General features: G+C 60.0%; 25 protein-coding genes. 9 read left to right on the forward strand and 16 right to left on the reverse strand.

The window, feature by feature from the left end; genetic code table 11:
- The first annotated feature begins 2 nt into the window (after positions 1-2).
- Complete coding sequence (gene cydB, locus HKK57_RS13765; RefSeq protein ID WP_029292140.1) at positions 3-1010, forward strand: cytochrome d ubiquinol oxidase subunit II; 1008 nt, start codon at positions 3-5, stop codon at positions 1008-1010.
- A gap of 12 nt (positions 1011-1022) precedes the next feature.
- Positions 1023-1190, forward strand: a complete 168-nt coding sequence (locus tag HKK57_RS13770) for a DUF2474 domain-containing protein (protein WP_065942821.1) — start codon at positions 1023-1025, stop codon at positions 1188-1190.
- Positions 1191-1238: 48 nt separating this feature from the next.
- Here the strand turns inward: HKK57_RS13770 and HKK57_RS13775 are convergent, their stop codons facing one another.
- Positions 1239-2363: a methyltransferase gene (locus HKK57_RS13775; RefSeq protein ID WP_169390293.1), complete on the reverse strand. Its 1125-nt coding sequence runs from the start codon at positions 2361-2363 to the stop codon at positions 1239-1241.
- Positions 2364-2528: 165 nt separating this feature from the next.
- Positions 2529-3239 carry a helix-turn-helix transcriptional regulator gene (locus tag HKK57_RS13780; protein WP_154906570.1) on the reverse strand — a complete coding sequence of 237 codons (711 nt, stop codon included), beginning with the start codon at positions 3237-3239 and terminating at the stop codon, positions 2529-2531.
- Positions 3240-3668: 429 nt separating this feature from the next.
- Between HKK57_RS13780 and HKK57_RS13785 the strand changes: the two genes are divergently transcribed.
- A complete protein-coding gene (locus HKK57_RS13785) occupies positions 3669-4445 on the forward strand; it encodes a ferredoxin--NADP reductase (RefSeq protein WP_169390294.1) in 777 nt (258 codons plus the stop codon).
- 59 nt (positions 4446-4504) lie between these two features.
- Here the strand turns inward: HKK57_RS13785 and mscL are convergent, their stop codons facing one another.
- Positions 4505-4921 carry a large-conductance mechanosensitive channel protein MscL gene (gene mscL / locus HKK57_RS13790; RefSeq protein ID WP_029292131.1) on the reverse strand — a complete coding sequence of 139 codons (417 nt, stop codon included), beginning with the start codon at positions 4919-4921 and terminating at the stop codon, positions 4505-4507.
- Positions 4922-5208: 287 nt separating this feature from the next.
- On the opposite strand from mscL, the gene HKK57_RS13795 reads away from it, so the two are divergent.
- From HKK57_RS13795 to radA, 3 genes are all read left to right on the forward strand, one after another.
- Positions 5209-6750: a catalase gene (locus HKK57_RS13795; protein WP_029292130.1), complete on the forward strand. Its 1542-nt coding sequence runs from the start codon at positions 5209-5211 to the stop codon at positions 6748-6750.
- 137 nt (positions 6751-6887) lie between these two features.
- Positions 6888-7418, forward strand: a complete 531-nt coding sequence (locus HKK57_RS13800; protein ID WP_169390295.1) for an ankyrin repeat domain-containing protein — start codon at positions 6888-6890, stop codon at positions 7416-7418.
- Between the two features lie 35 nt (positions 7419-7453).
- Positions 7454-8821 (forward strand): DNA repair protein RadA, encoded by a 1368-nt coding sequence (radA, locus tag HKK57_RS13805; protein WP_169390296.1) that lies wholly within the window; start codon positions 7454-7456, stop codon positions 8819-8821.
- 89 nt (positions 8822-8910) lie between these two features.
- Here radA and HKK57_RS13810 read toward each other — a convergent pair whose 3' ends face one another.
- Positions 8911-9279, reverse strand: a complete 369-nt coding sequence (locus HKK57_RS13810) for a PilZ domain-containing protein (protein ID WP_169390297.1) — start codon at positions 9277-9279, stop codon at positions 8911-8913.
- A gap of 173 nt (positions 9280-9452) precedes the next feature.
- Here HKK57_RS13810 and HKK57_RS13815 point away from each other — a divergent pair, with 173 nt between their 5' ends.
- The 3 genes from HKK57_RS13815 (at position 9453) to yjiA (ending at position 12842) form a co-directional block, all read left to right on the forward strand.
- Positions 9453-11519 carry a carbon starvation CstA family protein gene (locus HKK57_RS13815; RefSeq protein WP_029292122.1) on the forward strand — a complete coding sequence of 689 codons (2067 nt, stop codon included), beginning with the start codon at positions 9453-9455 and terminating at the stop codon, positions 11517-11519.
- A 15-nt stretch (positions 11520-11534) separates the two neighbouring features.
- Positions 11535-11732 carry a YbdD/YjiX family protein gene (locus HKK57_RS13820; RefSeq protein WP_029292120.1) on the forward strand — a complete coding sequence of 66 codons (198 nt, stop codon included), beginning with the start codon at positions 11535-11537 and terminating at the stop codon, positions 11730-11732.
- A gap of 150 nt (positions 11733-11882) precedes the next feature.
- The gene (gene yjiA, locus HKK57_RS13825; protein ID WP_029292117.1) at positions 11883-12842 is read left to right on the forward strand and encodes a GTPase; all 960 of its coding nucleotides are present in this window, start codon (positions 11883-11885) and stop codon (positions 12840-12842) included.
- Between the two features lie 177 nt (positions 12843-13019).
- Here yjiA and glyA read toward each other — a convergent pair whose 3' ends face one another.
- The 12 genes from glyA to HKK57_RS13885 all read right to left on the reverse strand — a co-directional run bounded on the left by glyA (position 13020) and on the right by HKK57_RS13885 (position 26681).
- Positions 13020-14273: a serine hydroxymethyltransferase gene (gene glyA / locus HKK57_RS13830; RefSeq protein WP_029292115.1), complete on the reverse strand. Its 1254-nt coding sequence runs from the start codon at positions 14271-14273 to the stop codon at positions 13020-13022.
- Positions 14274-14497: 224 nt separating this feature from the next.
- Entirely contained in the window at positions 14498-18349 is a 3852-nt protein-coding gene (locus HKK57_RS13835; protein WP_159908881.1) for a bifunctional diguanylate cyclase/phosphodiesterase, read from the reverse strand.
- 115 nt (positions 18350-18464) lie between these two features.
- Entirely contained in the window at positions 18465-19076 is a 612-nt protein-coding gene (locus tag HKK57_RS13840; protein WP_169390298.1) for a LysE family translocator, read from the reverse strand.
- A 37-nt stretch (positions 19077-19113) separates the two neighbouring features.
- Positions 19114-19752, reverse strand: coding sequence for an alanyl-tRNA editing protein (locus HKK57_RS13845; RefSeq protein ID WP_029292111.1), 639 nt, complete (start codon positions 19750-19752; stop codon positions 19114-19116).
- Positions 19753-19757: 5 nt separating this feature from the next.
- Positions 19758-20522 (reverse strand): thioesterase II family protein, encoded by a 765-nt coding sequence (locus tag HKK57_RS13850; RefSeq protein WP_092230526.1) that lies wholly within the window; start codon positions 20520-20522, stop codon positions 19758-19760.
- A gap of 10 nt (positions 20523-20532) precedes the next feature.
- The gene (locus HKK57_RS13855) at positions 20533-20955 is read right to left on the reverse strand and encodes a VOC family protein (protein WP_070994157.1); all 423 of its coding nucleotides are present in this window, start codon (positions 20953-20955) and stop codon (positions 20533-20535) included.
- A 12-nt stretch (positions 20956-20967) separates the two neighbouring features.
- Entirely contained in the window at positions 20968-21894 is a 927-nt protein-coding gene (locus HKK57_RS13860; RefSeq protein WP_029292105.1) for a chlorinating enzyme, read from the reverse strand.
- Between the two features lie 8 nt (positions 21895-21902).
- Positions 21903-23678 (reverse strand): non-ribosomal peptide synthetase, encoded by a 1776-nt coding sequence (locus tag HKK57_RS13865; RefSeq protein WP_169390299.1) that lies wholly within the window; start codon positions 23676-23678, stop codon positions 21903-21905.
- Complete coding sequence (locus HKK57_RS13870) at positions 23675-24523, reverse strand: alpha/beta fold hydrolase (RefSeq protein ID WP_104910944.1); 849 nt, start codon at positions 24521-24523, stop codon at positions 23675-23677. The genes HKK57_RS13865 and HKK57_RS13870 overlap by 4 nt, the downstream gene beginning before the upstream one ends.
- 11 nt (positions 24524-24534) lie before the next feature.
- Complete coding sequence (locus HKK57_RS13875; RefSeq protein WP_029292099.1) at positions 24535-24765, reverse strand: acyl carrier protein; 231 nt, start codon at positions 24763-24765, stop codon at positions 24535-24537.
- A gap of 57 nt (positions 24766-24822) precedes the next feature.
- Positions 24823-25605: a hypothetical protein gene (locus HKK57_RS13880; protein ID WP_237150390.1), complete on the reverse strand. Its 783-nt coding sequence runs from the start codon at positions 25603-25605 to the stop codon at positions 24823-24825.
- An 83-nt stretch (positions 25606-25688) separates the two neighbouring features.
- Positions 25689-26681 carry a class I SAM-dependent methyltransferase gene (locus HKK57_RS13885; protein WP_169390300.1) on the reverse strand — a complete coding sequence of 331 codons (993 nt, stop codon included), beginning with the start codon at positions 26679-26681 and terminating at the stop codon, positions 25689-25691.
- Positions 26682-26705: the final 24 nt, after the last annotated feature.

Raw genomic sequence — 26705 nt, forward strand, 5'->3', positions numbered from 1 at the left:
TCATGGGTATTGATCTTCCGCTGATCTGGGCCGTGATCATCATCTTCGGCATCATGATGTACGTGGTCATGGATGGCTTTGACCTGGGGATCGGCATTCTCTTCCCCTTTATCCCGGGCAAGACTGACCGTGACGTGATGATGAACACCGTCGCCCCCGTGTGGGACGGCAACGAGACCTGGCTGGTGCTGGGAGGCGCGGCGTTGTTCGGCGCGTTCCCGCTGGCCTACTCGGTGGTGCTCTCGGCGCTGTACCTGCCGCTGATCCTGATGCTGATCGGCCTGATCTTCCGTGGCGTGGCCTTTGAGTTCCGCTTCAAGGCCAAGGATGACAAGCGCCACCTGTGGGACAAGGCGTTTATCGGTGGCTCGCTCGCGGCGACCTTCTTCCAGGGTGTGGCGCTGGGGGCATTCATTGAAGGCATTCCAGTGGTCGACCGCCAGTTCGCTGGCGGTTCATTGGACTGGTTCTCGCCGTTTGCTTTGTTTTGCGGTGTGGCCTTGATCGTGGCTTATGCGCTGCTGGGCTGCACCTGGCTGATCATGAAGACCGAAGGCAAGTTGCAGGAGCAGATGCACAACCTGGCGCGGCCCCTGGCGTTTGTAGTGTTGGCGGTGATTGGCATTGTCAGCATCTGGACGCCCCTGGCCCACCCGGACATCGCCTCGCGCTGGTTCACCCTGCCGAACCTGTTCTGGTTCCTGCCGGTGCCGATCCTGGTGTTGGTGACCATGTACGCCCTGGTGCGCGCCGTGGCCCGCAATGCCCACTACGCGCCGTTCCTGTTGACGTTGGTGCTGATCTTCCTGGGCTATAGCGGCCTGGGTATCAGCCTGTGGCCAAACATCATCCCGCCGTCGGTCTCGATCTGGGACGCTGCCGCACCGCCACAAAGCCAGGGCTTCATGCTGGTGGGTACGCTGTTCATCATCCCATTCATCCTGGGCTACACCTTCTGGAGCTACTACGTGTTCCGCGGCAAGGTGACCCATGAAGACGGCTATCACTAGGAGGCTTGCACCATGAGCGGTAAACCTTCACTGGACGACATCGAACAGGCCGAGAAAAAGCCGCTCTGGCAGCGCCTGGGTTGGCTGGCGATGATCTGGACCGGCAGCGTCCTGGCCCTGTTCGTGGTGGCCAGCCTGATGCGCATGTTTATGAACGCTGCAGGCCTGAGCACTCACTGATATCCCACGCTTTTGACCCTCCTTGTGGAGGGTTTTTTTTGCCTGGGATTATTTGCGGGCCTTGAGAATCACGAACTTTGGCGTCGCTGCCACCTGCTCCACACCACGGAACAACCGCGCCAGTTTGCTGTGATAGCCCAGGTGGCGGTTGCCGACGATGTACAAGGCGCCACCGACCACCAGCGCTTCGCGGGCTTGCTGGAACATGCGCCAGGCGAGGAAGTCGCCCACTACCTGCTGTTGGTGGAAAGGCGGGTTGCACAGCACCACGTCCAGGGATTGCGGTTCCTGATCCGCCAGGCCGTCGCCGGGGCGAATGGTCACTGCCCGCTCGCCCAGTGCGGCCTGCCAGTTCTCGGTCGCTGATTGCACGGCCATATAGGACTCGTCGACCAAGGTGTACTGCGCCTCTGGGTTTTGCAGGGCGCTGGCAATGGCCAGTACTCCGTTGCCGCAACCCAGGTCCGCCACCCGGGCGCTGCCCAGGTTTTGCGGCAGGTGCGGGAGGAAGGCGCGGGTGCCGATGTCCAGGCCTTCGCGGCAGAACACATTGGCGTGGTTGAGCAACTCGATGGCCGGGGCGTCGAGGCGATAGCGCGTGGGGTAGGGGGATACGGCCAACGGTCGATCGGCCGGGGTGGCGATCAGCAACCGGGCCTTTTTCACCGCCAGCGAGGCGTGCATCGGGCCGATGTAACGTTCCAGCAGTTCACCGGCGGCCCGGGGTAGATGCTTGACCATCGCGCCAGCGATCACTTCGGCGCCAGGTGCCAATTGGCCTTGCAGACGGATCAACTGTTCTTCCAACAGCGCCAGGGTTTTTGGTACCCGGATCAGGACGCGGTCGAAGGGCCCGCTGAATGCCTGGCTGGCAGGCACGAGCGATAGGGCATCGAAGGCCTTGCCATTGCGTATCAGGTTTTTCTGCAAGGCCTGGGTGCCCAAAAACGAGTCACCACTGCTGGTGACGTGCACATGCCCCTCCAGGCTGGCTGCCAGCGCGCCAAAGCTGTCATTGAGCACCAGCACCCGGGTATTGCTGGCCGGTTGCTGCTCGGCCAAGTGGGCAAGCAGGTATTCGTCTGCCGCATCGAATGCTTGCAGCGGCTCATTTGGCTGCTCGGGCTGGCGGATCAGGTCGAGTTGGGCGAAGGGGCTATCGAGCAGGGGCATGGCGGGGGGAACTCTGGCTAATCGGCGGGTGTTCCTCGCGGGGCGAGGAACCTTCTGAGTGGACTGCGACGCGGGCGGCGTCATCACCCAGAACTGGCCGTAAATGTTACGTTTTTTTCAAAGGGAATACATTCAGTGTTTTCAGGGGACTCGTGCCGGTTGCGTTTAAAAAAGGCCTTGTCTGACTGCGGTAAATACGGCGGCAATCTTGTTGCTGACGCCCAGCTTTTTCATCGAGCTGCTGATATGAAAGCCGACGGTACGTTCTGACAGGCACAGAATCGTCGCAATATCGGCAGCTGTCTTGCCCATGGCTGACCATTGCAGAATCTCGGTCTCACGGCTGGTAAGTTTGCTGGGCTTCTGGAAAGACGGCTCCTGGGTATAGGACTGGACGGCAACGGTATGCAGTGCATGGCATATCCACAGGACCTGGCCGGCCTTTTCGTAAAGCTCATGGGCTTTCACCGCACCCTTGCTGCGGCCCAGGCTGATCATGCTGAAAAGACCACGGAAGTCATGCACTGACTGGGCCCAGCCATGGTTCAAGCCATGGGCTTGTGCGTGAACCCACATGTCCGGCACTGCAGCGAAGGTTTTTTCGTCCCAGACGATCGGCAAGACATCGCGTTTGCAATGGCCGACCAAGGGATCCATTTCGAAGTAATTCTCTGTCTTGTAGATGTTGTTCCATTCATCTGGATAGTTGTTGAGACGAACGTTCTTGTTGGGGCGGTAAAGAGCATTGGAACCCATTACATAACCACAGTACTCAAAACCCAGCTCATAGGTAATGTTCAGAGCCGCCTCGAACATCGTATTCACCTCATCCTCGCCCTCTAGCTTGGGTAGACGTGTATTGCGCCATTTGACCATCGGTAACTCTCCATGAGTCGCACACTGACACTTCGTAACGCGGGTCCCCATAACCGGTATCGATCGAGTGTAGGACAGCTTCTAAGCTGGGCATGGGAATTTTCGTACTTAGCGCCATGCTTTTTAGTCGAATTGCGAGGTGGGCAACAGGCTACGTTTTCTTGCGATAGACGATTTTCCTTCTCTTTTAGAGGGTTAGCCACTTGCCATTAAATGCGCGCTCAACAGTGGCTGTTTAGATGTGCAGCCAAGGGGCCTGGTTAATCGCCAAATAGTTTAGTTTGCGCAATTAGAGCTATTACTCAAGTACCGTTACAGCAGTGATACATGCCGGTTGTCGCCGGCCGGGCGGATGTCACTACAAACCAACGGTGTTTGCCGGCGCCACTTTGGGCGACACTAGGGGTTACCTGTCGCCCGGAGCCCGCTATGACGGCCAGTGCTGAAAAATTCACACGCCAGACCCTGGTCAATGTGCAGTCATTGACCCCCAGTCTGTTTACCCTGCGGACCACCCGCGACCCGGGGTTTCGTTTCGTCGCCGGGCAGTTTGTCCGCCTGGGTGTGACCAAACCCGATGGCAGCCTGGTGTGGCGCGCCTACTCGGTGGTGTCGTCGCCCTTCGATGAGTTCCTGGAGTTCTTCTCGATTGTGGTTCCCGGCGGCGAATTCACCAGTGAGTTGAGCCGCTTGCGTGCCGGCGACGAACTGCTGGTGGAGCGCCAAGCCACGGGCTTCCTGACCCTGGACCGGTTTGTCGATGGCCGGGACCTGTGGTTGCTGGGGACCGGCACCGGTATTGCGCCGTTTCTGTCGATCCTGCAGGACTTTGAAGTCTGGGAAAAATTCGAGCGCATCATTCTGGTCTACAGCGCCCGGGAGGCTCGCGAGCTGGCCTACCAGACACTGATCCAGCAGTTGGGCGAGCGTGAGTACCTTAAGGAGTACGCCCATAAACTCACCTACCTGCCCATCGTGACCCGTGAGCAGCACCCGGGCGCATTGAACGGGCGTATCACCACCCTGATCGAAAATGGTGAGCTGGAACGTGCGGCGGGTGTGGCCCTGACGCCAGAGCATTCGCGGGTGATGATTTGCGGCAACCCACAGATGATCGACGACACCCGGCAATTGCTTAAACAGCGCGATATGCAATTGAGCCTGACGCGTCGGCCAGGGCAGGTGGCGGTAGAAAACTACTGGTAGCAAAAAGGCGCCCGATCAGAGGCGCCTTTTTTCAGTGGCCGACAGGTGTTGCAGGTCGGCTACAGGGGCTTGTTGTTCTGAGCCTTGAGCAGGTCGCGGATCTCGCCCAGCAGTTCTTCTTCCTTGGTCGGCACCGGCGGCAGGCTTGGTGCGGCGGCTTCTTCACGCTTGAGGCGGTTGATGGCCTTGACGCCCATGAAGATCGCGAACGCGACGATCACGAAGTCAATCACGCTCTGGATGAATTTGCCGTAGGCCAGGACCACTGCTGGGACATCGCCCTGGGCGGCCTTGAGCGTTACCGCCAGATCACCGAAATCCACACCACCGATCAGCAGACCGATAGGAGGCATCACCACGTCGCCTACAAAGGACGAAACAATTTTGCCGAAGGCAGCGCCGATGATAATACCGACCGCCATGTCGACCACATTACCTTTGACCGCGAAGGCCTTGAACTCACTGATCACGCCCATAGGTTATTCCTTGTTACAGTTGAGAGGAGAGGAGCTCAGTGTAAGTCAGTCTGCAGTGACTTGCTCGACACAACTGTTAACACTGTTCGTTGTAATCGACACATTAAAACGCAAATAGTTTGCAAAGTGCCACCAGTCGCGCGCGAAATACCCGCCATTTCAGTGGTTTACCACACTATTTTCTCAATCGGGCTGGTGTGAGTTTTCTATTTATCTTCTGGCGCCAGGATCACTAGCCTCTGGCGAGCACTTGTAAAAGTGCATTAAAAAAACCAGAGGATTGCATGATGAAAAACCTTATTAGCCGCAGGTCTATTGCTGCGCGCAATCTGCTGTTGATTGCCAGTACCAGCCTATTATCGCTGTCGGTCAGCGCCGCCAACTTGACGCGCGATAACGGCGCGGCAGTGGGCGACAACCAGAACTCGCAGACCGCCGGCGCCAACGGCCCGGTCCTGCTGCAGGACGTTCAACTGATCCAGAAGCTGCAACGCTTTGACCGCGAGCGCATCCCCGAGCGTGTGGTGCATGCCCGTGGCACTGGTGCCCACGGCACCTTCACCGTCACCGATAACCTCAGCGACCTGACCAAGGCCAAAGTGTTTGCCGCAGGTGAGGCCACGCCGGTATTCGTCCGGTTTTCTGCCGTAGTCCACGGCAACCATTCCCCGGAAACCCTGCGCGACCCTCGCGGCTTCGCCACCAAGTTCTATACCGCCGAAGGTAACTGGGACCTGGTAGGTAATAATTTCCCGACGTTCTTTATTCGCGATGCCATCAAGTTCCCGGACATGGTGCATGCGTTCAAACCTGACCCACGCACTAACCTGGATGACGACTCCCGTCGTTTTGACTTCTTCTCCCATGTTCCCGAGTCCACCCGCACACTCACCGAGTTGTATTCGGACTCCGGCACCCCGGCCAGTTACCGCGAGATGGATGGTAATGGCGTACATGCCTACAAGTTGATCAATGCCAAGGGTGAAGTGCACTACGTCAAGTTCCATTGGAAGAGCCTGCAAGGCATCAAGAACCTGGATCCAAAACAAGTTGTCGAGGTCCAGGGCCGTGACTACAGCCATATGACTAACGACCTGGTCACCCATATCAACAAGGGCGACTTCCCCAAGTGGGATCTGTACGTACAAGTGCTCAAGCCGGAAGAACTGGCCAAGTTTGATTTCGATCCTCTGGACGCCACTAAGATCTGGCCCGATGTTCCCCAGCGCAAAGTCGGGCAGATGGTGCTAAACCGCAACCCGGCCAACGTCTTCCAGGAAACCGAGCAAGTGGCCATGGCCCCGGCGAACCTGGTGCCGGGTATCGAGCCGTCGGAAGATCGCCTGCTGCAAGGCCGAGTGTTCTCCTATGCGGATACGCAAATGTACCGACTGGGCGCCAATGCCCTGCAATTGCCGATCAACGCACCACGGGTCACCGTCAACAACGGTAACCAGGACGGCACGATGAACTTCGGCAAGACCAGCAGCGGCGTGAACTACCAGCCAAGCCGCCTGGAACCGCGGGAAGAGCCGCAAAGTGCGCGCTACAGCCAGATGCCCCTGGCCGGCAGCACCCAGCAGGCGAAGATCCAGCGTGAGCAGAACTTCAAGCAGGCAGGCGACTTGTACCGCTCCTTCAGCAAGAAGGAGCGCCAGGACTTGATCGACAACTTCGGTGGCTCCCTGGCGACCACGGATGACGTCAGCAAGCACATTATCCTGTCGTTCCTGTACAAGGCCGACCCGGAATATGGCACTGGCGTGGCCAAAGTGGCCAAGGGTGATCTGGCGCGGGTCAAGGCATTGGCTGAAAAGCTGAACGACTGATCTTAATACCCACTTCTGTAGGAGCGAGCTAGCTCGCGAAGCTCTCAAAGGCACCGCGTACATTCAGGATTAACGCGGTGCCCTTACGTATTTCGCGAGCAAGCTCGCTCCCACAGGAGCCTTGGAGGATGTCGATTATGCGTAGCTTTATTGGGGCGCTTTTGGCCTGCTGGTCCTTGAGCGTATTGGCCGACCCGCAGGCCCTCAAGGCGCAATTGCAGGACTACTACTTCGACGCCGCCCGGCGTGGCGATGTGGAGATGCTCAACACCTTTATCGAGTCCGGCTATTCCCTGAACACCGTCGATGACAAGGGCTACACCGCACTGATCCTGGCCGCCTATCACGGGCAGGGACCGGCCGTGGAGCAACTGCTGGCGGCCGGTGCCGATGCTTGCGTGCAGGACAAACGCGGCAACACGGCGTTGATGGGGGCGATTTTCAAGGGTGAGCTGAGCATTGCCCGGCGTTTGCTGGGCACCGCCTGCAACCCTGACCAACGCAACGGTGCCGGACAGACGGCGGCCATGTACGCCGGGCTGTTCAAGCGCGTGGAACTGCTCGATGCACTCAAGGCCCAGGGCGCCGACCTGAACGCCGAGGACCCGCTGGGCAACAGCGCTACACGATTAGCCAACGGTGAAATCCGTACCGCACTGCCGCGCTGAGCTATCATCGCGGTTTTTCGGTTGGAGGTTCTCAGATGGCAAAGGCCAAGCGCATGTACGGCTGCACGGAGTGCGGCGCGACCTTTCCCAAATGGGCGGGCCAGTGTGGCGAATGCGGAGCGTGGAACACCCTCACTGAAACCATGATCGAAAGTGGCGGCGCCGCAGCGCCCACCGGTCGCGCAGGCTGGACCGGCCAGCAAGCCCAGATCAAGACCCTGGCTGAAGTCAGCGTCGAAGAAATCCCGCGCTTTTCTACCGCTTCCGGCGAGCTTGACCGAGTGCTCGGTGGCGGCCTGGTGGACGGCTCGGTGGTGTTGATCGGCGGCGATCCGGGGATCGGCAAATCGACCATCCTCCTGCAAACCCTGTGCAGCATCGCCAGCCGTATGCCGGCCTTGTATGTCACCGGCGAAGAATCCCAGCAGCAAGTGGCCATGCGCGCCCGTCGCCTGGGCCTGCCCCAGGACCAGTTGCGGGTCATGACCGAGACCTGTATCGAAAGCATCATCGCCACCGCCCGTGTGGAAAAACCCAAGGTGATGGTGATCGACTCGATCCAGACGATCTTCACCGAGCAGCTGCAATCGGCGCCGGGAGGGGTGTCCCAGGTGCGGGAGAGCGCGGCGTTGCTGGTGCGCTATGCCAAGCAAAGCGGTACGGCGATTTTCCTGGTGGGCCATGTCACCAAGGAAGGCGCGTTGGCCGGCCCGCGGGTGCTGGAGCATATGGTCGATACAGTGCTGTATTTCGAGGGCGAGTCCGATGGGCGCCTGCGCCTGTTGCGCGCGGTGAAAAACCGTTTTGGTGCGGTCAACGAGCTGGGTGTGTTCGCCATGACGGACCGGGGGCTCAAAGAAGTCTCCAACCCCTCGGCGATCTTTCTGACCCGCGCCCAGGAAGAAGTACCGGGCAGTGTGGTAATGGCAACGTGGGAGGGCACCCGGCCGATGCTCGTGGAAGTCCAGGCCCTGGTGGACGACAGCCACCTGGCCAACCCGCGCCGCGTGACCCTGGGCCTGGATCAGAACCGCCTGGCGATGCTGCTGGCGGTGCTGCATCGCCACGGCGGGATTCCGACCCATGACCAGGACGTGTTCCTCAACGTGGTCGGCGGTGTAAAGGTGCTGGAAACCGCGTCGGACTTGGCGTTGATGGCGGCGGTGATTTCCAGCCTGCGCAATCGGCCGTTGCCCCATGACCTGCTGGTATTTGGTGAGGTGGGCTTGTCGGGCGAAGTGCGTCCGGTGCCCAGCGGCCAGGAGCGTCTGAAGGAAGCGGCCAAGCATGGCTTCAAGCGTGCCATCGTGCCCAAGGGCAATGCACCGAAGGAGGCGCCACCGGGGTTGCAGGTGATTGCGGTGACGCGTCTGGAGCAGGCCCTGGACGCCTTGTTCGAATAACCCAAAACCCTGTAGGTGCTGGCTTGCCAGCGATGACGTCGAATCAGTCGCTACATCCCTGACTGACACGCCGCCATCGCCGGCAAAGGTCAGATGTTCAGCAACTCGCCCAGCTCCCGATGCAACTCCTCCTCATCCCCCAGATTCAGCTCGATCAACCTGCGCAAATGGCTGATCGAGTCCAGGTCGATATGCTCACAGACAAACCCCAGTTGCCCCTGGTCATCATGGGTCAGCCGCACCTGCATGCTGACGTCGGTCTGGGCGTCCAGGTGAATGTCCACGTCAAACGGCTCATTACCCTTGCCCAACCACGGCGCGGGCTTTTGCACCAGCAGCCCCTTGAGCGATAAATCCACCAGTTGCACCGGCCATTGCTGGCCGTTCTGCTTGAGTTCGGTCCTGGCATCGAAGGCAATCCGCCGAAAACGGCGGCGATCTGACGGCTGGTCGCTCATGGTGAAACCCTCTGTAGGTACAGGGATTGTAGCCTTGCGCCATTGTCGGGCATTTATTTCTGTTTTTTTCGCCCCGGCAAGGCTCTAGACCAACGTAGGGGGCTGGTCTTTAGGGCGCAGCGCGCTAAACTCCGGATGGCTGTCTTTCTGTCCAACCTGGCTGGAATAAAAAAATGAAAAATAATAATAGCCTGCTCCGCCATCTACCCTGGCTGTTGCTGGCAATCGTAGGAGCGTGCGCCCTGGGCGTAGTGGCTTTGCGTCGCGGCGAGGCGATCAACGCCTTGTGGATTGTAGTCGCGGCAGTCGCCATCTATCTGGTGGCTTATCGTTACTACAGCCTGTTCATTGCAAATAATGTGATGCAACTCGATCCACGGCGGGCCACCCCCGCAGTGATCAACAATGACGGTCTGGACTATGTGCCGACCAACAAACATATCCTGTTCGGTCACCACTTCGCCGCCATTGCCGGTGCAGGGCCTTTGGTCGGCCCGGTCTTGGCCGCGCAGATGGGCTACCTGCCAGGTACCCTGTGGCTGATTGCCGGTGTGGTGCTGGCGGGTGCGGTGCAGGACTTCATGATCCTGTTCCTGTCCACCCGTCGCAACGGCCGCTCCCTGGGGGATATGGTTCGCGAAGAGATGGGCCGCATTCCCGGGACCATCGCGCTGTTTGGCTGCTTCCTGATCATGATCATCATCCTCGCGGTGTTGTCGCTGATCGTGGTCAAGGCTCTGGCCGAGAGCCCGTGGGGCATCTTCACGGTGATGGCGACCATCCCGATTGCGATGTTCATGGGCGTGTACATGCGCTACATCCGGCCGGGCCGCATTGGCGAGATCTCGATCATCGGCGTGCTGTTGCTGCTGGGTTCGATCTGGCTGGGCGGGCAGATTGCCGCTGATCCGGTCTGGGCCAAGGCCTTCACCTTCACCGGGATCCAGATCACCTGGATGCTGGTCGGCTACGGCTTCGTGGCGGCGGTATTGCCGGTGTGGCTGATCCTGGCTCCCCGTGACTACCTGTCGACGTTCCTGAAAATCGGCACGATCATCGCCCTGGCGATCGGCATTCTGGTCACCATGCCTGACCTGAAAATGCCAGCACTGACCCAGTTTATCGATGGCACTGGCCCGGTGTGGAAGGGCGGCCTGTTCCCGTTCCTGTTCATCACCATCGCCTGTGGTGCGGTGTCCGGCTTCCATGCGCTGATCTCCTCGGGCACCACGCCCAAGTTATTGGCCAATGAGGCCCACTCGCGCTACATCGGCTATGGCGGCATGTTGATGGAGTCGTTCGTCGCCATCATGGCCATGGTTGCCGCTTCGGTGATCGAGCCAGGCGTGTACTTCGCCATGAACAGCCCTGCGGCGATTGTCGGCACTGATGTGGTGACCGTTGCCCAGACCGTCAGCAGCTGGGGCTTTGCAATTACCCCGGAAGCGCTGCAGGCAGTGGCCAACGATATCGGTGAAACCACCATCCTGGCCCGTGCCGGCGGTGCGCCGACCCTGGCGGTCGGTATCGCGCAGATCCTGCACAGTGTCCTGCCGGGTGAAAACACCATGGCATTCTGGTACCACTTTGCGATCCTGTTCGAAGCGCTGTTCATCCTGACTGCAGTTGACGCCGGTACCCGTGCCGGTCGCTTCATGCTCCAGGACTTGCTCGGCTCCTTCGTCCCAGCGCTCAAGCGTACCGAGTCCTGGACCGCCAACCTGATCGCGACCGCAGGCTGTGTGGCGATGTGGGGTTACTTGCTGTACCAAGGCGTGATCGATCCGCTGGGTGGCATCAACACCTTGTGGCCGCTGTTCGGCATCTCCAACCAGATGCTGGCCGGTATCGCGCTGATGCTCGCCACTGTTGTGCTGATCAAAATGAAGCGCCAGCGCTACATCTGGGTCACGCTGCTGCCGGCTGTCTGGCTGCTGATCTGCACCACCACCGCAGGCTTTATCAAGCTGTTCGACGCCAACCCGGCAATCGGCTTCCTGTCGCTGGCCAAGAAGTACAGCGATGCGTTGGCCAACGGTCAGATCCTTGCCCCGGCGAAGAACATCGACCAGATGCAGCATGTGATCTGGAACGCCTACACCAACGCGACGCTGACGGTACTGTTCCTGTTCGTGGTCTTCAGCATCCTGTTCTATGCGATCAAAGTCGGCGTAGCCGCCTGGGGTACCAAGGAACGTACGGATAAAGAAGCGCCATTCCAAGCCATGCCGGACGCGTGATAGAGGGTTGCAAACATGTTCAATGACATTGGTCGCCTCGGTAAATACCTCGGTCAGGCCGCGCGCCTGATGGTCGGCATGCCCGACTACGACACCTACGTCGAGCATATGCAAACCAAGCACCCGGACAAGCCGATGATGGACTACAAGGCGTTCTTCCGGGAACGCCAGGAAGCCCGTTACGGCGGCAAGGGCGGGCCCAAGTGCTGTTGAACCCATAGGCTTGGGCCTGTGTGATCCCTTGTGGGAGCGGGCTTGCCCGCGATGGCGGACTGTCAGTCAGCAGCGATGTTGAATGTGAGATCGCAATCGCGGGCAAGCCCGCTCCCACATTTGTTTTAAGTTTCCTCAAGGAGAATATTTTTGTCCTCTCCCATCCCCGTCACCGTCCTCAGCGGCTTCCTCGGCGCTGGCAAGACCACCTTGTTGCGTCATCTGCTCAAGGCCGAACACGGCTTGAAAATCGCCGTGATCGAAAACGAATTCAGCGACGCCGGTATCGACACCCAGTTGCTGGGCGATGAACCGGTGCAAGTCATGACCCTGTCCAACGGTTGCGTGTGCTGCACCATTCACACCGACCTGACCAAAGCCCTGTACCTGCTGCTCGAACGCCTGGACAGCGGCGAGATCGCCTTCGACCGCCTGGTGATCGAATGCACCGGCCTGGCCGACCCGGCGCCGGTGGCCCAGACCTTTTTCATCGATGAAGAACTGCGCGAGCGCTACATCCTCGACGGCATCATCACCCTGGTGGACGCGGCCCACGCCGAACACCACCTGACCCAGACCATCGCCCAGGCGCAGATCGGCTTTGCCGACCGCCTGTTGGTGAGCAAGCGTGACCTGGTGGACGACGCCAGCTTCGACGCCCTCTGCGAGCGCCTGACCCGCATCAACCGCCGTGCGCCGATCCGGGTGGTGGAGCACGGCAAGATTGACCTCGCCGAGTTGCTGGACGTGCGTGGCTTCAACCTCAACGCCGGCATGACCTTGCGCCCGGTCAGCCAGGCACCGTCCATCGACCGTATCTCCAGCCTGGTATTGCGCACCGACCAGCCGCTGGATATCGACCGCCTCAGTGAGTTCATGAACGAGCTGCTGGAGGAGCACGGCAAGCAACTGCTGCGCTACAAGGGCGTGCTGAACATCGCCGGGGAAGACCGGCGCATGGTGTTCCAGGGCGTGCTCAAGCTCTACGGTTTCGATTGGGATACCGAATGGGCCGAGGGCGAGGCGCGGGAGAGTGTGATTGTGTTTATTGCCGACGAATTGCCCGAAGAGAAGATTCGCGCGGGCTTCCAGCGGGTCTACCAACCCTGACCTGAAACACGATCAATGTAGGAGCTGGCTCGCCTGCGATAGCGGTCTGTCAGCCACCACATCATTGACTGACCCTCCGCTATCGCAGGCAAGCCAGCTCCCACATTTTTGACCGCGTTCCAACAGGCATAAAAAAGCCCGGCTCAAGAGCCGGGCTTTTCATTCAAGCAACTGCAATCAAGCGCCGTACACCGGCAGCTTCTTGCAGATGGCCTTGACCTTCTCACGTACCGCGTCGATCACGGCTTCGTTGGACAGGTCTGCCAGGATGTCGCAGATCCAGCCAGCCAGTTCCTTGCACTCTGCTTCCTTGAAGCCACGAGTGGTCACGGCCGGGGTGCCGAAGCGCAGGCCCGAGGTGACGAACGGCGAACGTGGGTCGTTCGGTACCGAGTTCTTGTTCACGGTGATGAAGGCTTTGCCCAGGGCAGCGTCAGCATCTTTACCGGAGATGTCCTGCTTGATCAGCGACAGCAGGAACAGGTGGTTTTCAGTACCGCCGGAAACCACGTCAAAACCGCGCTCGATGAACACACTGGCCATGGCCTGGGCGTTTTTCACCACTTGTTGCTGGTAAGTCTTGAACTCAGGCTGCAACGCTTCCTTGAAGCAGATCGCTTTAGCGGCGATTACGTGCTCCAGCGGGCCACCCTGGGCGCCCGGGAATACCGCGGAGTTGAGCTTCTTCTCGATCTCGGCGTTGGCGCGCGCCAGGATCAGGCCACCACGTGGACCGCGCAGGGTCTTGTGGGTCGTGGTGGTCACGACGTCAGCGTAAGGCACTGGGTTCGGGTAGACGCCAGCGGCGACCAGACCGGCCACGTGGGCCATGTCGACGAACAGGTAGGCGCCAACCTTGTCGGCGATTTCACGGAAGCGTGGGAAGTCGAGGATCTGCGAGTAGGCAGAGAAACCGGCCACGATCATTTTTGGCTTGTGCTCGACCGCCAGGCGCTCGACTTCGTCGTAGTCGATCAGGCCATTGCCGTCGATGCCGTACTGCACAGCGTTGTACAGCTTGCCGGAGGACGAAACGCTGGCGCCGTGGGTCAGGTGACCGCCGTGGGCCAGGCTCATGCCCAGGATGGTGTCGCCGCCTTGCAGCAGGGCCAGGTAAACGGCCGCGTTGGCTTGGGAGCCGGCGTGTGGCTGGACGTTGGCGTAATCGGCGCCGAACAGTTCCTTGGCACGGTCGATGGCCAGTTGCTCAACCACGTCGACGAACTCGCAACCGCCGTAGTAGCGCTTGCCTGGGTAGCCTTCGGCGTACTTGTTGGTCAGAACCGAACCTTGAGCCTCCATCACCGCAGGGCTGGTGTAGTTTTCCGAAGCGATCAGCTCAATGTGCTCTTCCTGGCGCACAGCTTCTTGCTCCATGGCGGCAAAGAGATCGGCGTCGTACTTGGCAATAGTCAAATCACGGCTGAACATGGCGGTCCTCAAGGATCGGGGGCAGAAAAGAGGGGCATTCTAACCCAATGGGTTTTAGATGGCATATGAAAGGACATCATGTCGCGGACAAGTGGCGCTCATCCAGAGATGGATGGCGTATTTGAGGGCCTCATCGCGGGCAAGCCCGCTCCCACATGGGAACGCATTTCAACTGTGGGAGCGGGCTTGCCCGCGATGAGGCCGTCTGCCCCACCACATGATTTTCAGTCAAACATGAACAGCGCATCATTGCTGAACTGCGCCTCAAACCGATTGGCCGGCATCGGCCGCCCAAACAGGTAACCCTGCACCTCGTCACAGCCATGCTCGCGCAGGAAGTCCAGTTGCTCATGGGTTTCCACGCCTTCGGCGATCACCGCCAGGTTCAGGCTGTGGGCCATGGCGATGATTGCGCGGGCGATCTGCGCGTCCTGCTCGCCGGACGGCAGGCCGTCGACGAAGGTGCGGTCGATCTTGAGCACGTCGATGGGGAATTGCTTGAGGTAGTTGAGCGATGAATAACCCGTGCCGAAGTCGTCTACGGCGATGCTCAGGCCGAGGTTTTTCAGGCTGGCGAGGATCTGCAGGGCCTCGTTGACCTCGCGCATCAGGATACTTTCGGTCAGCTCCAGTTCCAGGCACGCCGGTGGCAGGCCGGTTTCCTTGAGGATGGTAGCGATCCGCGTACCCAACTGCCCGTCCGAGAACTGCCGGGCCGAAATGTTCACCGAAACCTTGGGTACCCGCACCTTGTTCTGGTGCCAGGTCTTGAGTTGGCGGCAGGCCTCGTCGATCACCCAGTCGCCCACATCCACCACCAGGCCCAATTCTTCCAGTACCGGGATGAAATCCCCCGGCGGTACCAGCCCGCGCCGTGGGTGGCGCCAGCGCAGCAGGGCTTCGGCGCCGGTCAAGCGTTTGCCATCGCCACTGAACTGCGGTTGGTAGTACAGCACGAATTCGTTCTGGTCCAAGGCATGGCGCAGGTCGCTCTCCAGTTCCAGGCGCTCCAGGGCGCTGGCGTTCATGTCGGCCTGGTAGAACTGGAAGTTGTTCTTGCCGCGCTCCTTGGCGTGGTACATCGCCGTGTCGGCGTTTTTCATCAGTTGGCTCAGTTCGTTGCCGTCCTGAGGGCTCAGGGCGATACCGATGCTGGCGGTGACAAAAAACTCGCGGCCTTCGAGCACAAACGGCTTCACCAGGCTGGCGAGGATCTGCTCGGCCACATGAATAGCCCGGTTCAGCGCCATTTCGCGGCTGACCCGCGGTTGCAGGAGCAAGGTGAACTCGTCACCGCCCATGCGCGCCACGGTGTCGTCTTCGGCCACACAGCCGAGCAGGCGGGTGGCCATTTCCTTGAGCATGCGATCGCCGGCGGCGTGGCCCAGGGAGTCGTTGATCGGCTTGAAACGGTCGAGGTCGAGGAACATCAGCACCACCCACGACTTCTGCCGTTCGGCCGACTGCAGCGCGGTGTGCAGGCGATCCTGGAACAGGGTGCGGTTGGGCAGGTGGGTCAGGGCGTCGTAGTAGGCCAGGCGGTGGATGCGTTGCTCGCTGGCCTTGCGCTCGCTGATATCACTGAAGAAGCACACATAACTGGCCAGGTCGCCTTCATCATCGAGTACGGCGGTAATGCCGACCCAGGCCGGGTAATGTTCGCCGCTGCGGCGCTTGAGCCACACTTCGCCTTCCCAGGTGCTGTGCTGGTGCAACTGCTTGAGCACGTAGCGCAGGTGCGCTTCCTGCTGTTCGTCGACGGTGAGCATGTTCGGCAACTGGTCGAGGACGTCGGCCACCGCATAACCGCTGACCCGGCTGAACGCTTCGTTGGCCTGCACGATGTAGCCGGCCGGGTCGGTGATCAGGATTGCCGAGGTGGAATGCTCGAATACCGTGGCCGCCATGCGCAGGTCTTTCTCGGCGCGGCGTTGCTGGCTGATATCGCGACCCACGCCGAGGATGCCTTCGAACGCGCCGTGCTCGTCCCACACCAGCACCAGGCGCAGCTCGATCGGCACCTTGCGCCCATCGGCCCGCAGGCAGTCGAACAGGAACAGTTGGGTCTGCACGTCATCGCGCAGCAGGGCCAGGGCTTCGGGCTGGTCCAGAGAGCGGCTGACCCGTTCCACCAGGGTGTAGATGCCGGTCAGTTGTTGCGGGTTGGCGATGGTCGATTGCCAGCCGTTCTTGAAGATCCAGTCGACTTCATAGCCCAGCACTGCATTCACAGACGGGCTGACGTAGTTGAGGGCCAGCTTGCTGTCGGTGGAGAAAATCACGTCGCTGATGCTTTCGGCCAACATCCGGTAGCGCTGCTCGCTGTCGCGCAGGGACTCGCTGGCTTCGATCTGGTCGGTGATGTCCTTGGCCACGCCGATGATCCGCGTGACCTGGTCGGTCTTGTCCCGGGCCAGGGCCTGTTCGCGGATCTCGAAGCGCCGCCACTGGTTGTTGCGGTGCCTAAAGCGCAGCTGGCACTGCAACTGTGCCAGGTACCCGGCGGCGCGCTGTTGCTGGCGCAGTTCGTGGTAGTACTCGGCGTCTTCGGGGTGCAGCAGGATCTCCCAGAAGTACTCGCCCATCTGTTGCAGTTCGTGCCGGTTGTAGCCCAGGGTATGGCCCAGGTGGTGGTTGCTGAAGATCATCCGCTGGCTGATCACATCCTGCACATACAGGTGATCCGGCACGGTACGCACCACGTCCGACCAGAAGCCTTCGCGCTCCACCAGCGACAGTTCGATCAGCTTGCGGCTGGTGATATCGCTGATGCTGAGGATCACTGCCTTATAGTCGTGCTGTGCTTCCGGCAGGCGCATCACCAGCCACAGGTACTGGTCGTTGCCGTCGATGTCGCTGAGTTGAATCTCCAGCTCCAGCTGTTTTTGCTGGGTCAGCACGGCTTCCAGCACTTGGTAGCCAATGGCGCTGGTGTTCAGCGCGCAACCGTCGATCAAACGGTCCCAGGCCTGTTCGCAGGACGCCACATTCAGCAGGCGCACCGCCACCTGGTTGACTTCAGTGATGCGCAGTTCCTTAAGCAGATGCTGGCGTTGCTCGGGGCTGTTTTGCAGCCAGTCCTGCAACTGCTCGCGGGTGTGCAACTGGGCCTTGTCGAAGAACCCCCGCAGGCCCGACAGGTCGAGCACGCACAAGGCCACGCCGGTGCCGTCGAAGATATCCTGATAGCGGCGCCGGCCTTCGTTGACCTGGCGCTGGCGGCGGCGCATGTTCAGCAGCACCAGCACCGGGATCAGCGAAAAGGCCAGGCCCAGCAGGCACTTGCCGATAAACGCCGGCAGCAGTTGCTCCAGCACGGCGGCGCGGTCGAACAGGCCGCGCAGTTGCCAGTCGCTTTTGCTCAAGGGGGTGACCAGTACGGTTTTATTCAGTTCTTCCGGGGTCAGCCCGGACGACCATTGGCTGGGCATGCCGCTGTCGCGACTGACAATCCGATGGTTCAACTGGTTCTCAATCGCCCACATCGGGCGCGGCCCCTGGCCGTCCTGGCGCGTCAGGTTGGCCAGGTAATTGGGGGCCAGGCGCAACGCCCAGTACATTTTTGCGCCGCCACTGGGTTGGTGCAGCAGCAAGTAGATGACGGAGCCGTCGCTGTTGTTGCTCAGGTAATAGGACTGGGCATGGCTGCGCTTGACCAGCTCTTCGAGCCAGGCACCGTCCTGGCTGTTGTCGGCGGTGTCACTGATGATCGCGCCGCTGGGGGCGAGCAGGGCGACGCTGCGTAGTTCCGGCAGCGAGCGTTGCAAGCTGCGCACCAGGGCCTGGTGCTGTTCTTCGTTGCGTGGGGGCTCGACAATCGGCAGCAGGTTGAGGGCGATTTGCGCGCTCAGGGCCATGTTCAGGCTGATCTGTTCGGCCAGGTCGGCGCTGTAGTTGATGGTGTATTGCTGCTGGTTCTTCTGGTTTTGCTGCAGTTGGTCCAGCAGTTGCCAGAACAATAGCGCGAGCAGCAACAGGACCAGCGTCGCCAACGCGCCCTTGAGGGTTCCGTGCAGGGGGGCGCCCGGCGCAATATGGGCTGCGCGCAACGGGCTTGGCTTTGTTACGTTGGTCAAGCTGTGATCCTGCGGTTTGGCTGTACTGGCGCGCGACGTGCACTATAAGCCGGACGCCCGAAGGGCGGCTAGCATGCCTTGAGTTGTGGCAAAGTGCCAGCGCCGCCTGGCAGGACTATAAGGCCGGGCCGGTACGGATCAACGCATCCGCCAGTTTGAATAGAATTGCCAGTGCAAAGCAACTAATAACCACAGACGCCGTGCGGTTTATGTTTTGCGGGGTCAACCAGGCATGCCCGCTGCGCTTGATACGCGCACCGAAGAGCACCCAGGCGCAGCCTACCGGGATCACTACCGCGGTGAATTGCATGACGAACTGCCCATACAAGGCGGTATCGGCAAAGGTTTGCACGGGCACGATGAACGACACCACCAGCAAGCCCTTGGGGTTGATCAGCGTCAGCAAAAAGAACTGCCGGCGCGATACCTGCGCGCCCGGTATAGCGGGCAGGCCGGCGGTGGGCTCGCGCCACAGGCAGTACGAGGTCTTGGCCAGGTAACAGATCGAGACAAACTGCATCACTTTCAGGCACCAGGGCGCGCTGGCACCCATATGGCTGAGCAGGTAGCCCCAAAATGAAATCTGCAGCAGGTAAGCCAGGCATTCCAACAAGCTCAAGGTCCAGGCCCGCCTGAAACCAGAAAGCACCCCAGAGCGCAATAACAGGGTATTGGTCGGCCCCGGCATTAATAGCAGCAACCCAAGTGCAGACATGACGTTGAGCATGAAGGCTGTCTCCCAGGACAGTCAGGGGGTAGGGCGGTTAGTCCAGCAGGTAGATTTCGACACGCTCTTTTTGCGCCCCGATGTTATTGCGCTTGAGGCGGATCTTGCCGATTTCGCCGGTGGTGTTCAGGTGCGTACCGCCACAGGGCACTTGGGAAAACCCGTCGATGTGCCAGCAGCGGCGCAAGCGCGCGGTGTCGGTGAAGCGGCTTTCAATGGGCAGATCGGCCGCGACCAGCGTTTCGACTTCCTGCAGGATTTCGGGAAAGTACTGGCTGACATTCTCTGCCAGGGTAAAGTCGATCCGCGCCTTGGTCTGGCCTATGTGGGCGCCGATTTTCTGCAGGTCGGGGAATTTCTTGTAGAACAGTTCCAGCACGATTTCCGCGGCGAAGTGTAACCGCATCAATGCGTAGCGCCGAGGCCAGTCGATCGTTACGTTGACCTGGTCGCCAACGGCAAAGTCCGGGTCCTGGGCCAGGGCATAGATGATCCGCTCACCCGCCACCGTGGCCTGGCTGACCTCAATGTGGTTGATCGTACCGTGATCAGACTCCTGGCCGCCCGACTCGGCAAAAAAAATCGTCGGGCTGATCTCCACGTTACGCCCCTCGATACTCAGCACACGAGCGTCCAGGGTCGAAAGGTAAGGGGTGCTCCAGAATGCGCGTTCCATATGACTTAGCTGCCTTGTTCACTGAGGGCGGTTAAAAAAAACGAGTAAAAGCGTGGAAAGTCGTCTTCGAAAAAAAAGTGCCCGCCTGGTACGCACTGGCTCTGAAAGGTGGCACTGGTGTAGCAACCCCACTCGTCGAGGCGATGGGGGTCGATCAACGGGTCGTCATAGCCATTGAGGGTATGCAGGGGGACCGGCAAGGGTCGCAGGAAGCGGTAGGTCAGTTGTTGGTTGAGCGCCAGGTCGGCCTTGAGTTTCTTCACGGCGGTACGGGCGAAACTGCACGCAGGGTCCGGTGGCAACGGCAGGGTGCTTTGCGCTCGGATGTGCGCCCATAACTGCTGATCGTTCATCGCTCCCAGCAACGGGGAATAGCCGGTATGGGGTGGCATGCGCCCGGAAAGAAGCAGGTGGGTGGGTAAAGGGTGGCCCCGTTCGGCCAGGGCATGGGCGATATCCAGTGCCAGGCCGGCGCCGAAGCTGTGGCCATAGAAGGCAAACGGAAGTGTCAGCGCTTGCAGCTCGGTGACTATGGCATTGATCATTTGCTCGACACTGAGCGCTGGCGCCTCCTGGATACGTTCCTCACGTCCAGGCAGCCTGACCCCCCAGGCTGCGATGTCGATGCTGTGTAAGGCGTTCAACCCGAGGAACGGCGCCATGCCTCCACCGCCATAGGGGAAGCACAGCAATATGCGTCGCTGGACGGCGGCGTGCCCTGTGTGGAACGGTGCGAGCCAGCGGGGCTGCGCCAGGGTTGTGTGGTTCATGGCGTCCCTCTCATCCAGTGATCTCGAACAGGCCGACCGCCGGATGAAACATGTGTGACGTCGTCAGTGAACGGTGTTCTGGTGTGGCGGGATAGGGAATCGTCATGGCATTGGTCACGGTCACCCCCCCGATTTTTGCCAGTGACGCCTGGGTGGTGTGCAGGTCACCGACCTTGAAGGCCACGTGATAGATACACGCCTCCACGTCCACCAGCAGTCGGCTGACCACGCTGTCGGCGCGAAAGGGTTCGACCACTTCGACGATCTCACCCGCCGGAGAACGCAATTTGGTGATGAATACGCCAAAGGTCTCGATCGGTTGCCGATGAAACAGCACCTCGAACCCCAGGGTCTTGAAGAACGCTGAGGTTTTTTCCGTGGATCGGGTGGCGTAGGCGATATGGTCGATCGCCAGGTACGAGGGCTGTTCCATGGGCGATCCTTGTCAACTGGCCAGAGGCTTGAGGTCCAGGCCGCTGAGGCTCCTGTTCGCCACGCGGTTTTGCGGGTCGGTACAGGTCCCGGCAACTTGCACCACGCCGAATTTGTCCAGGCGGTACTCGCCACCAAACTCTTTCACATAGTCGGTGCCGGGGTAGACCTTCACCCGTCCTGGAACATAGCGCGCCACATACCCCAAGCGGGTTTTGTCCGACGTCGAGTTGGGCAGCGAGGAGTGCATCAGCATCGAGCGGAAGATCACAAACTGCCCGGCTTTCATCACGATCGGCACCGCTGCGGCTTCGTCCGGTTGCCAGGATTTGTCTTTTTGCAGGGTGCTGTAGTCGTAGCCGTTGAAGCCGCGGGCGTATTGGCCCTTGACCACATCTTTATTGGCGACCGGGTCGAACGTCATGCCGATGGACTCGTCGTAGTTCATTTTTTTGTGGGTGCCTGGAATAAACAGCATGCAGCCGTTTTCCGGGGTGGCGTCGGTAAAACCGGTCCACACGTTGATGGCGCCGCCGAATGCTTCATCCTCGGGCCAGACCAATTGGGGTTCCCCGGAGGCATGGCCGAACGTGTCCGCCTGGTGCCAATCGGTGCCTTCATTGCCGGGATATTTGGGAATGAACTCGCTGCGCCAGCAGATTACGTCCGGGCCCAGGATGCTTTTGAGGCGGTGCACGATCTCTTTGCGAAAGACATGACGGGTCAGCAATTCAACGTCCAGGTGCCGGTCGTAATTGGTGATCGCCACATCCAGGGGCGCGTCATAGGGCGCGTGCGTACGGTTGAACAATTGCGCCCGTACGGTTTTATGCAGTTGCATCATTTCTTCAGGCTCGTAGAGCGTGAAGGGCCCGATAAAGCCGTCCCGGTCGAATTGCTGATGCTCCTGTTCCGTCAACGAAAAGTCAGTGATATCCATGTCGGCTCCTAAGAGAGGTTACTGAGGTTTTCATGCGCTACGTAGTACTGCACCCATTCCTGCAAGGTGTTCAGCCGGGCGACTTCATCGAATGGGGTTTTTCTGCCAAGGGTCTGGTTGATTTGCGTGTGGGCCATGACGACGCTCAGGGATGAGGCGCCATAGGTATAAATGGAGTTTTCAGGCTGCAAGTCGCGGGTGCCCAGGATGCTGGACCAGGCTTCCAGCACCGCGGAGCCTGCAGGGTGGGGCGCAATATGAACGGCCTGTTCGTCCGCCAGTGATTGCAGCGCGCGTTTATCCACCTTGCCATTGGCCGTCACCGGCAGTTCGAACAGCCGATGGATGCGCGATGGCAGCATATAGGGGGGAAGCCGGCTGGATAGCAGGCTCAGTAACTTGCCTTCGTCGGTATCCGGCCAGCCATGCTGGAACACAATGAAGGCATGCAGGCAGCTTTCCAGAGGATTCATGGCGCGGGCCAGCACCACCGCTTGGGCGATGCCCGGTAACTGCATCAGCCCCTGTTCGACCTCGGCGAGCTCGACGCGGTAGCCGTGGATCTTGACCTGTTCGTCGATGCGGCCCTGATAGCGGAAAACCCCATGTTCGTCCTCGATCACATAGTCGCCGGTACGGTAATAGATACCTTCTGGCAGGCGCAGGAAACGCTTGCGGGTCAGTTCGACGTCCAGATAGCCGAGGGCCAGGTTTCGTCCGCCGAGGAGCAACTCGCCGGATGTGCCGGGTGTGACCTCTCGAAGGTCGGCATCGACGACTTTGGCGTAAACCTGGCTGAGCAGATGGCCAATCGGGATGACCTGCGCCTGGGCATCCTTGAGTGTGCCCAGGCTATGCCAGGTGGAAAACACGGTGTTCTCGGTCGGGCCGTAGCCGTTGATGAGGGTGATGCCTGGATTGGCCGCCAGCAGCGCCCGGGCATGCACCGGCTTGAGTACTTCGCCACCGACATACAGCACCCGCACTGCGGCGAGCATGTGCAGGCGGTGCTGCGCCACCAGATGAAACAGCGAGGTGGTCAACAGCAGCACGTCGCACCGGGCTTTTTGCACCGCCTCGCAAAGGGTCTCGATATTGAAAGCGGGTTTGTGCAAGGTGACGCAGGCACCTGTCAGCAAAGGGACCCAGACCTCAAACAACGCGGCGTCAAAGCCGATCGAGGAGTGATGAACATAGTTGCGCGCCAGGCCTTGAACTTGCCGCTGTACGTTCTCCACCAGGTTCAGCAGCCCATCCTGGCCAATCAGCACACCTTTGGGGACGCCAGTGGTGCCGGAGGTGAACATCACCGTGAGCGGATCGATGTCCATTGGATACGGCCGGGTGGGCCGGCGAAAGGCTGGACCTTGGGCGCTAAGGGCGCCGCTTTCGTCAAGACGCAAGTGGGTCAGGCGTGGATCTAAATTGACTGCTTCGGGCTGGTCGAGCAGCAAAACATGGTTGCAGCCCAGTTGATCAAGCTGCGCGACAATGCGCTTGGCGGGGGTGCCGGGATCGATGGCAACATAGGCCAGCCCCAGCTTGGCGCAAGCCAGCAGCGTCACCAGATAGTCCAGGCAACGATTGGCGACCAGCGGCAGGCATGGGGTATCGGCCAGGCCCCGCTGGGTCAATTGCTCGCACAGCCCCAGTACTCGCTCATGCAACTGTTGATAGGTAATCGACGCGTCTTCAGCGACAACCGCGACCGCATCGGGCGTCACCGTGCAAATCGATTGGAACTTGCGAAACACCCGGGTCGTGGACCGATTATGTGCGTTCATCGGCTGGCCTGCGCTGTGTCGCGGGTCAGAAAACAGCTCATGGCCTGGTACAGCTGTTCATGGCCGTCGACAAAGTCGTGATGATGTCCGGCCGGGTCTTCGATCAGTTGGCAGTCAGGCAGCCACTGCGCCACGTATTTTGAAGACGCAGTGTCGGTGTAGCGATCGTTGCTGCCACACCAGACCAGGGTGGGTGTCTTGACGGCCTGGGCGGTGCTCGCCACTTCCAGGCTCGCCAAGTGGTTGAGGAAGGTCAGGTATTGGTGAAAGGCCTGTAGCTCGCGCAAAGGCCGGACCTGTTGGTAGCGGTAGTCGCTGGGGGTATAGCTGCACGCGGTGTGGATCAGGCTGACGGCTTCATACACTTGGGCCCAGTTCCCCTGCGCGATCGATTGCATCATGCGTTCGACGTCGCGTTCATACTGGCTCTTGGCAATTTCATCACCCCTGAGAAAGTAGGCGCCGTTGAGCAATAGCAATTTGCGGCAGGCACCCTGGGTCGCGGCCAACAGCGCCAAAGGTGCGGAAGAGCAGTAACCCACCAGAGCATCCAGGCATACGCCCTCAGGCAGCGCAGTGCGCAGCTGCGTGAAAAAATCGCTGACCCCCGCGCTCGGTGTCAGTTGCGCTGTGGAGGCATAGGACAGCAGGGCGTCACTTTCCAGAATGATCACATTGAAGCGGCTGATGAAAAACAATGCGGCGTTCTTCATGTAGAAACACTGCGTGCCGACTGGTGATAACAGCAGCAAGGTCTCCCGGGCCGGATCAATTGGCAGGCTCTGTACACAGATCACCTTGCCGGCGCGCGGCAGGTTCAGGGTCAAGGGGAACAGGCTGTGCATGGCGTACCTCATCAGGCGTAATGGGCCGCCGTTGCCGGCTGCAACTGATCGATGATGGTTTGTTTGCACGGCTTGAGGAAAAACTGCTCCATGTTGATATTCGCGCCAAACGCCTCATTGACCCGGCCGATCAATTGAATGGCCGTCAAGGAGTTCGCGCCCAGGTCAAATATGTCCTCGGCATTGGCGACGGGCCTGCGGAAGAACTCTTCGAAGAGGGTGTCGAGTGCTTGTAGGTTCATGGTTCACCTGTGGTTTGGTCGGTGAAAGGGGCCGGTCGCCCGGCCCGTCGGTACGCTTCAGGCCGCTGCGCGGCTACCCTCGGCCTGGAGGAGAGTGGCGTCCAGCAAGTCCCATAACGCTTCCAGGTTATTGAGGAAATCATCGGCGCCCTGGACGATTGCCGTGCTGTTCTCGGCGCTGAGGACTGACCCTACGGCTTCGATGGCATTCTGTTCGTGCTGGCATTCGGCGCCGGTTTCACCGTAGTGCTCCAGCAGGTAGTGCATGGCCGGCTCGTCGAAGCTGGCGCGGTACAGGCCGCTGTCAATCAGGCAGGCTTTTTCTCCGGGTATCAGTTGGCGATTGGAGATGATCTCCAGGGCCAGCGCGGTGCCCAGGCTTTTGTACACATCCTGGGGCGCCGTCGATTTGCGTGCTTCAAAGGTGTGGATGGCTTTTTTGGTTTGCGGCATCAGGCCGGTGGCAAAGTCGTAACCTGGCAGTTGGCCGAGCAACTCGTCGGAGCAACGCTTGAGCATGGACTCGATATGGGCCTGGTCGGACAGGTCGTCGAACAGCGCCTTGCCCGGCACTGAGCGGTTGATGATATGCCCGGCCATCATCGCCAGTTCCGGGCCATGGTTTTCCTCGCTGTCGACGATTTCCTGCAGCAGATGGCTTTCGGTGGGCAGGCCGATCTGCTTCAGGCCTTCAGGCAGGTTCCAGCCCGGGCGGGTGGCATCGCAAAAGCTGCGTATATGGTGGAACAAGGCGCCGATAGCTTCGGTTCCGGGGTTGACCCGGGCCCAGTTGTGGAAGATGGGGTGGCTGTAGCAGCGATGGGTTTTGACACGGTCCACAAGGGTTTCTATACGCATGATCGATCTCCCAAGGATTGGTTACGACATAGGGTTCCTTACTGCTTTAAAGGAAGGGTGGTGCTTTAGTGACCGACAATCAGGCGACTGCCCGACAGGCCGGGTTTACTGATGGTCACGTCCATGAACCCAGCCTGTTCGAGCAGCGCTCGCCAGCCTTGCTCAGAAGGAAACCGTCGATCCATGAAGTGGGTATGTAAAAACGTGAACGCCAGCGAATAGGCGTTGTTTTGCCAAGGTGTGTCGTCGGGGATGGCGTCCGCAATCACCAGTTTGGCGCGGGGGGATGCGCCCTTGATGGCCGCCAGCAGTCGCGGCAGAACCTGGCTTTGCGTCGGGTTCAGGTCATGGAACACGAAGCCTGCGTGAATGACATCGACGTCCTTGAGCAAGGCCGGATCGTTGATAAGGGTTTCAACCGGTGCATGAATCACCTGGATCCGCTGGCTCAGGCCTTTGCCTTCAATGATTTCCCGGGCTTTCTGGCAAGCGCTGGCACTCAGGTCTATGCCAATTGCCGTGGCCTGTGGCAGTTGCTCAAGCAGGCGGATCAGCAGGCCGCAAGTGCCTGAGCCGAAATCAATGATTTTTTGCGGGTTGGCTTGCAGGATTTCCTTTTCGGCATGGGGATAAAAGTCGGTCGCCCCCATCCATTTGGACGTCCTGGCCACGTGCTCACCATTGCGTACGTAGGTGTCGATAGCACCCTGCATATCATTGGCGAACTGCACAGGGTGTTCGATCAACGGCGCGCAGGACTGCAAGGCCCAGAGCAGGTAGCCGCAGTTGTTCACCGCCGCCGGCAGTTCGGCGGTGCCCTTGTAGCTTTCGGGGGCAGGGCCAGGCGCGGCCAGCCCCAGCTTGCATAGCGCGTTGAGGTAGGACACGACGAAATGGTGCTTGGCGCCGCTCAGGTCTACGACCTGTTGCGCATCGAAGGGCTCTGCTTGCAACAGCAGCTCGACAACGCCCAAACGTGCGCCCATTTCCAGGAAAATCGACTTCCCGGCCAGGTTCTGCGCCGAATCCACGGCGGTTGCTGAAATGACCTCTACCACGACTACCTCCTTGTTGTGCGGTAA

It is taken from the genome of Pseudomonas sp. ADAK21, assembly GCF_012935735.1.
Lineage (GTDB): Bacteria > Pseudomonadota > Gammaproteobacteria > Pseudomonadales > Pseudomonadaceae > Aquipseudomonas > Aquipseudomonas proteolytica.

Bases quoted from the DNA above. Each gene is read 5' to 3' on its own strand.
- HKK57_RS13810 (WP_169390297.1), bottom strand. From the start codon at position 9,279: ATGAGCGACCAGCCGTCAGATCGCCGCCGTTTTCGGCGGATTGCCTTC.
- HKK57_RS13845 (WP_029292111.1), bottom strand. From the start codon at position 19,752: ATGGAACGCGCATTCTGGAGCACCCCTTACCTTTCGACCCTGGACGCT.
- HKK57_RS13770 (WP_065942821.1), top strand. From the start codon at position 1,023: ATGAGCGGTAAACCTTCACTGGACGACATCGAACAGGCCGAGAAAAAG.
- HKK57_RS13820 (WP_029292120.1), top strand. From the start codon at position 11,535: ATGTTCAATGACATTGGTCGCCTCGGTAAATACCTCGGTCAGGCCGCG.
- HKK57_RS13785 (WP_169390294.1), top strand. From the start codon at position 3,669: ATGACGGCCAGTGCTGAAAAATTCACACGCCAGACCCTGGTCAATGTG.
- HKK57_RS13875 (WP_029292099.1), bottom strand. From the start codon at position 24,765: ATGAACCTACAAGCACTCGACACCCTCTTCGAAGAGTTCTTCCGCAGG.
- HKK57_RS13840 (WP_169390298.1), bottom strand. From the start codon at position 19,076: ATGCTCAACGTCATGTCTGCACTTGGGTTGCTGCTATTAATGCCGGGG.
- HKK57_RS13865 (WP_169390299.1), bottom strand. From the start codon at position 23,678: ATGAACGCACATAATCGGTCCACGACCCGGGTGTTTCGCAAGTTCCAA.
- glyA (WP_029292115.1), bottom strand. From the start codon at position 14,273: ATGTTCAGCCGTGATTTGACTATTGCCAAGTACGACGCCGATCTCTTT.
- HKK57_RS13775 (WP_169390293.1), bottom strand. From the start codon at position 2,363: ATGCCCCTGCTCGATAGCCCCTTCGCCCAACTCGACCTGATCCGCCAG.
- HKK57_RS13795 (WP_029292130.1), top strand. From the start codon at position 5,209: ATGAAAAACCTTATTAGCCGCAGGTCTATTGCTGCGCGCAATCTGCTG.
- HKK57_RS13815 (WP_029292122.1), top strand. From the start codon at position 9,453: ATGAAAAATAATAATAGCCTGCTCCGCCATCTACCCTGGCTGTTGCTG.
- HKK57_RS13860 (WP_029292105.1), bottom strand. From the start codon at position 21,894: ATGGATATCACTGACTTTTCGTTGACGGAACAGGAGCATCAGCAATTC.
- HKK57_RS13780 (WP_154906570.1), bottom strand. From the start codon at position 3,239: ATGGTCAAATGGCGCAATACACGTCTACCCAAGCTAGAGGGCGAGGAT.
- HKK57_RS13855 (WP_070994157.1), bottom strand. From the start codon at position 20,955: ATGGAACAGCCCTCGTACCTGGCGATCGACCATATCGCCTACGCCACC.
- radA (WP_169390296.1), top strand. From the start codon at position 7,454: ATGGCAAAGGCCAAGCGCATGTACGGCTGCACGGAGTGCGGCGCGACC.
- HKK57_RS13800 (WP_169390295.1), top strand. From the start codon at position 6,888: ATGCGTAGCTTTATTGGGGCGCTTTTGGCCTGCTGGTCCTTGAGCGTA.
- cydB (WP_029292140.1), top strand. From the start codon at position 3: ATGGGTATTGATCTTCCGCTGATCTGGGCCGTGATCATCATCTTCGGC.
- HKK57_RS13850 (WP_092230526.1), bottom strand. From the start codon at position 20,522: ATGAACCACACAACCCTGGCGCAGCCCCGCTGGCTCGCACCGTTCCAC.
- mscL (WP_029292131.1), bottom strand. From the start codon at position 4,921: ATGGGCGTGATCAGTGAGTTCAAGGCCTTCGCGGTCAAAGGTAATGTG.
- HKK57_RS13870 (WP_104910944.1), bottom strand. From the start codon at position 24,523: ATGCACAGCCTGTTCCCCTTGACCCTGAACCTGCCGCGCGCCGGCAAG.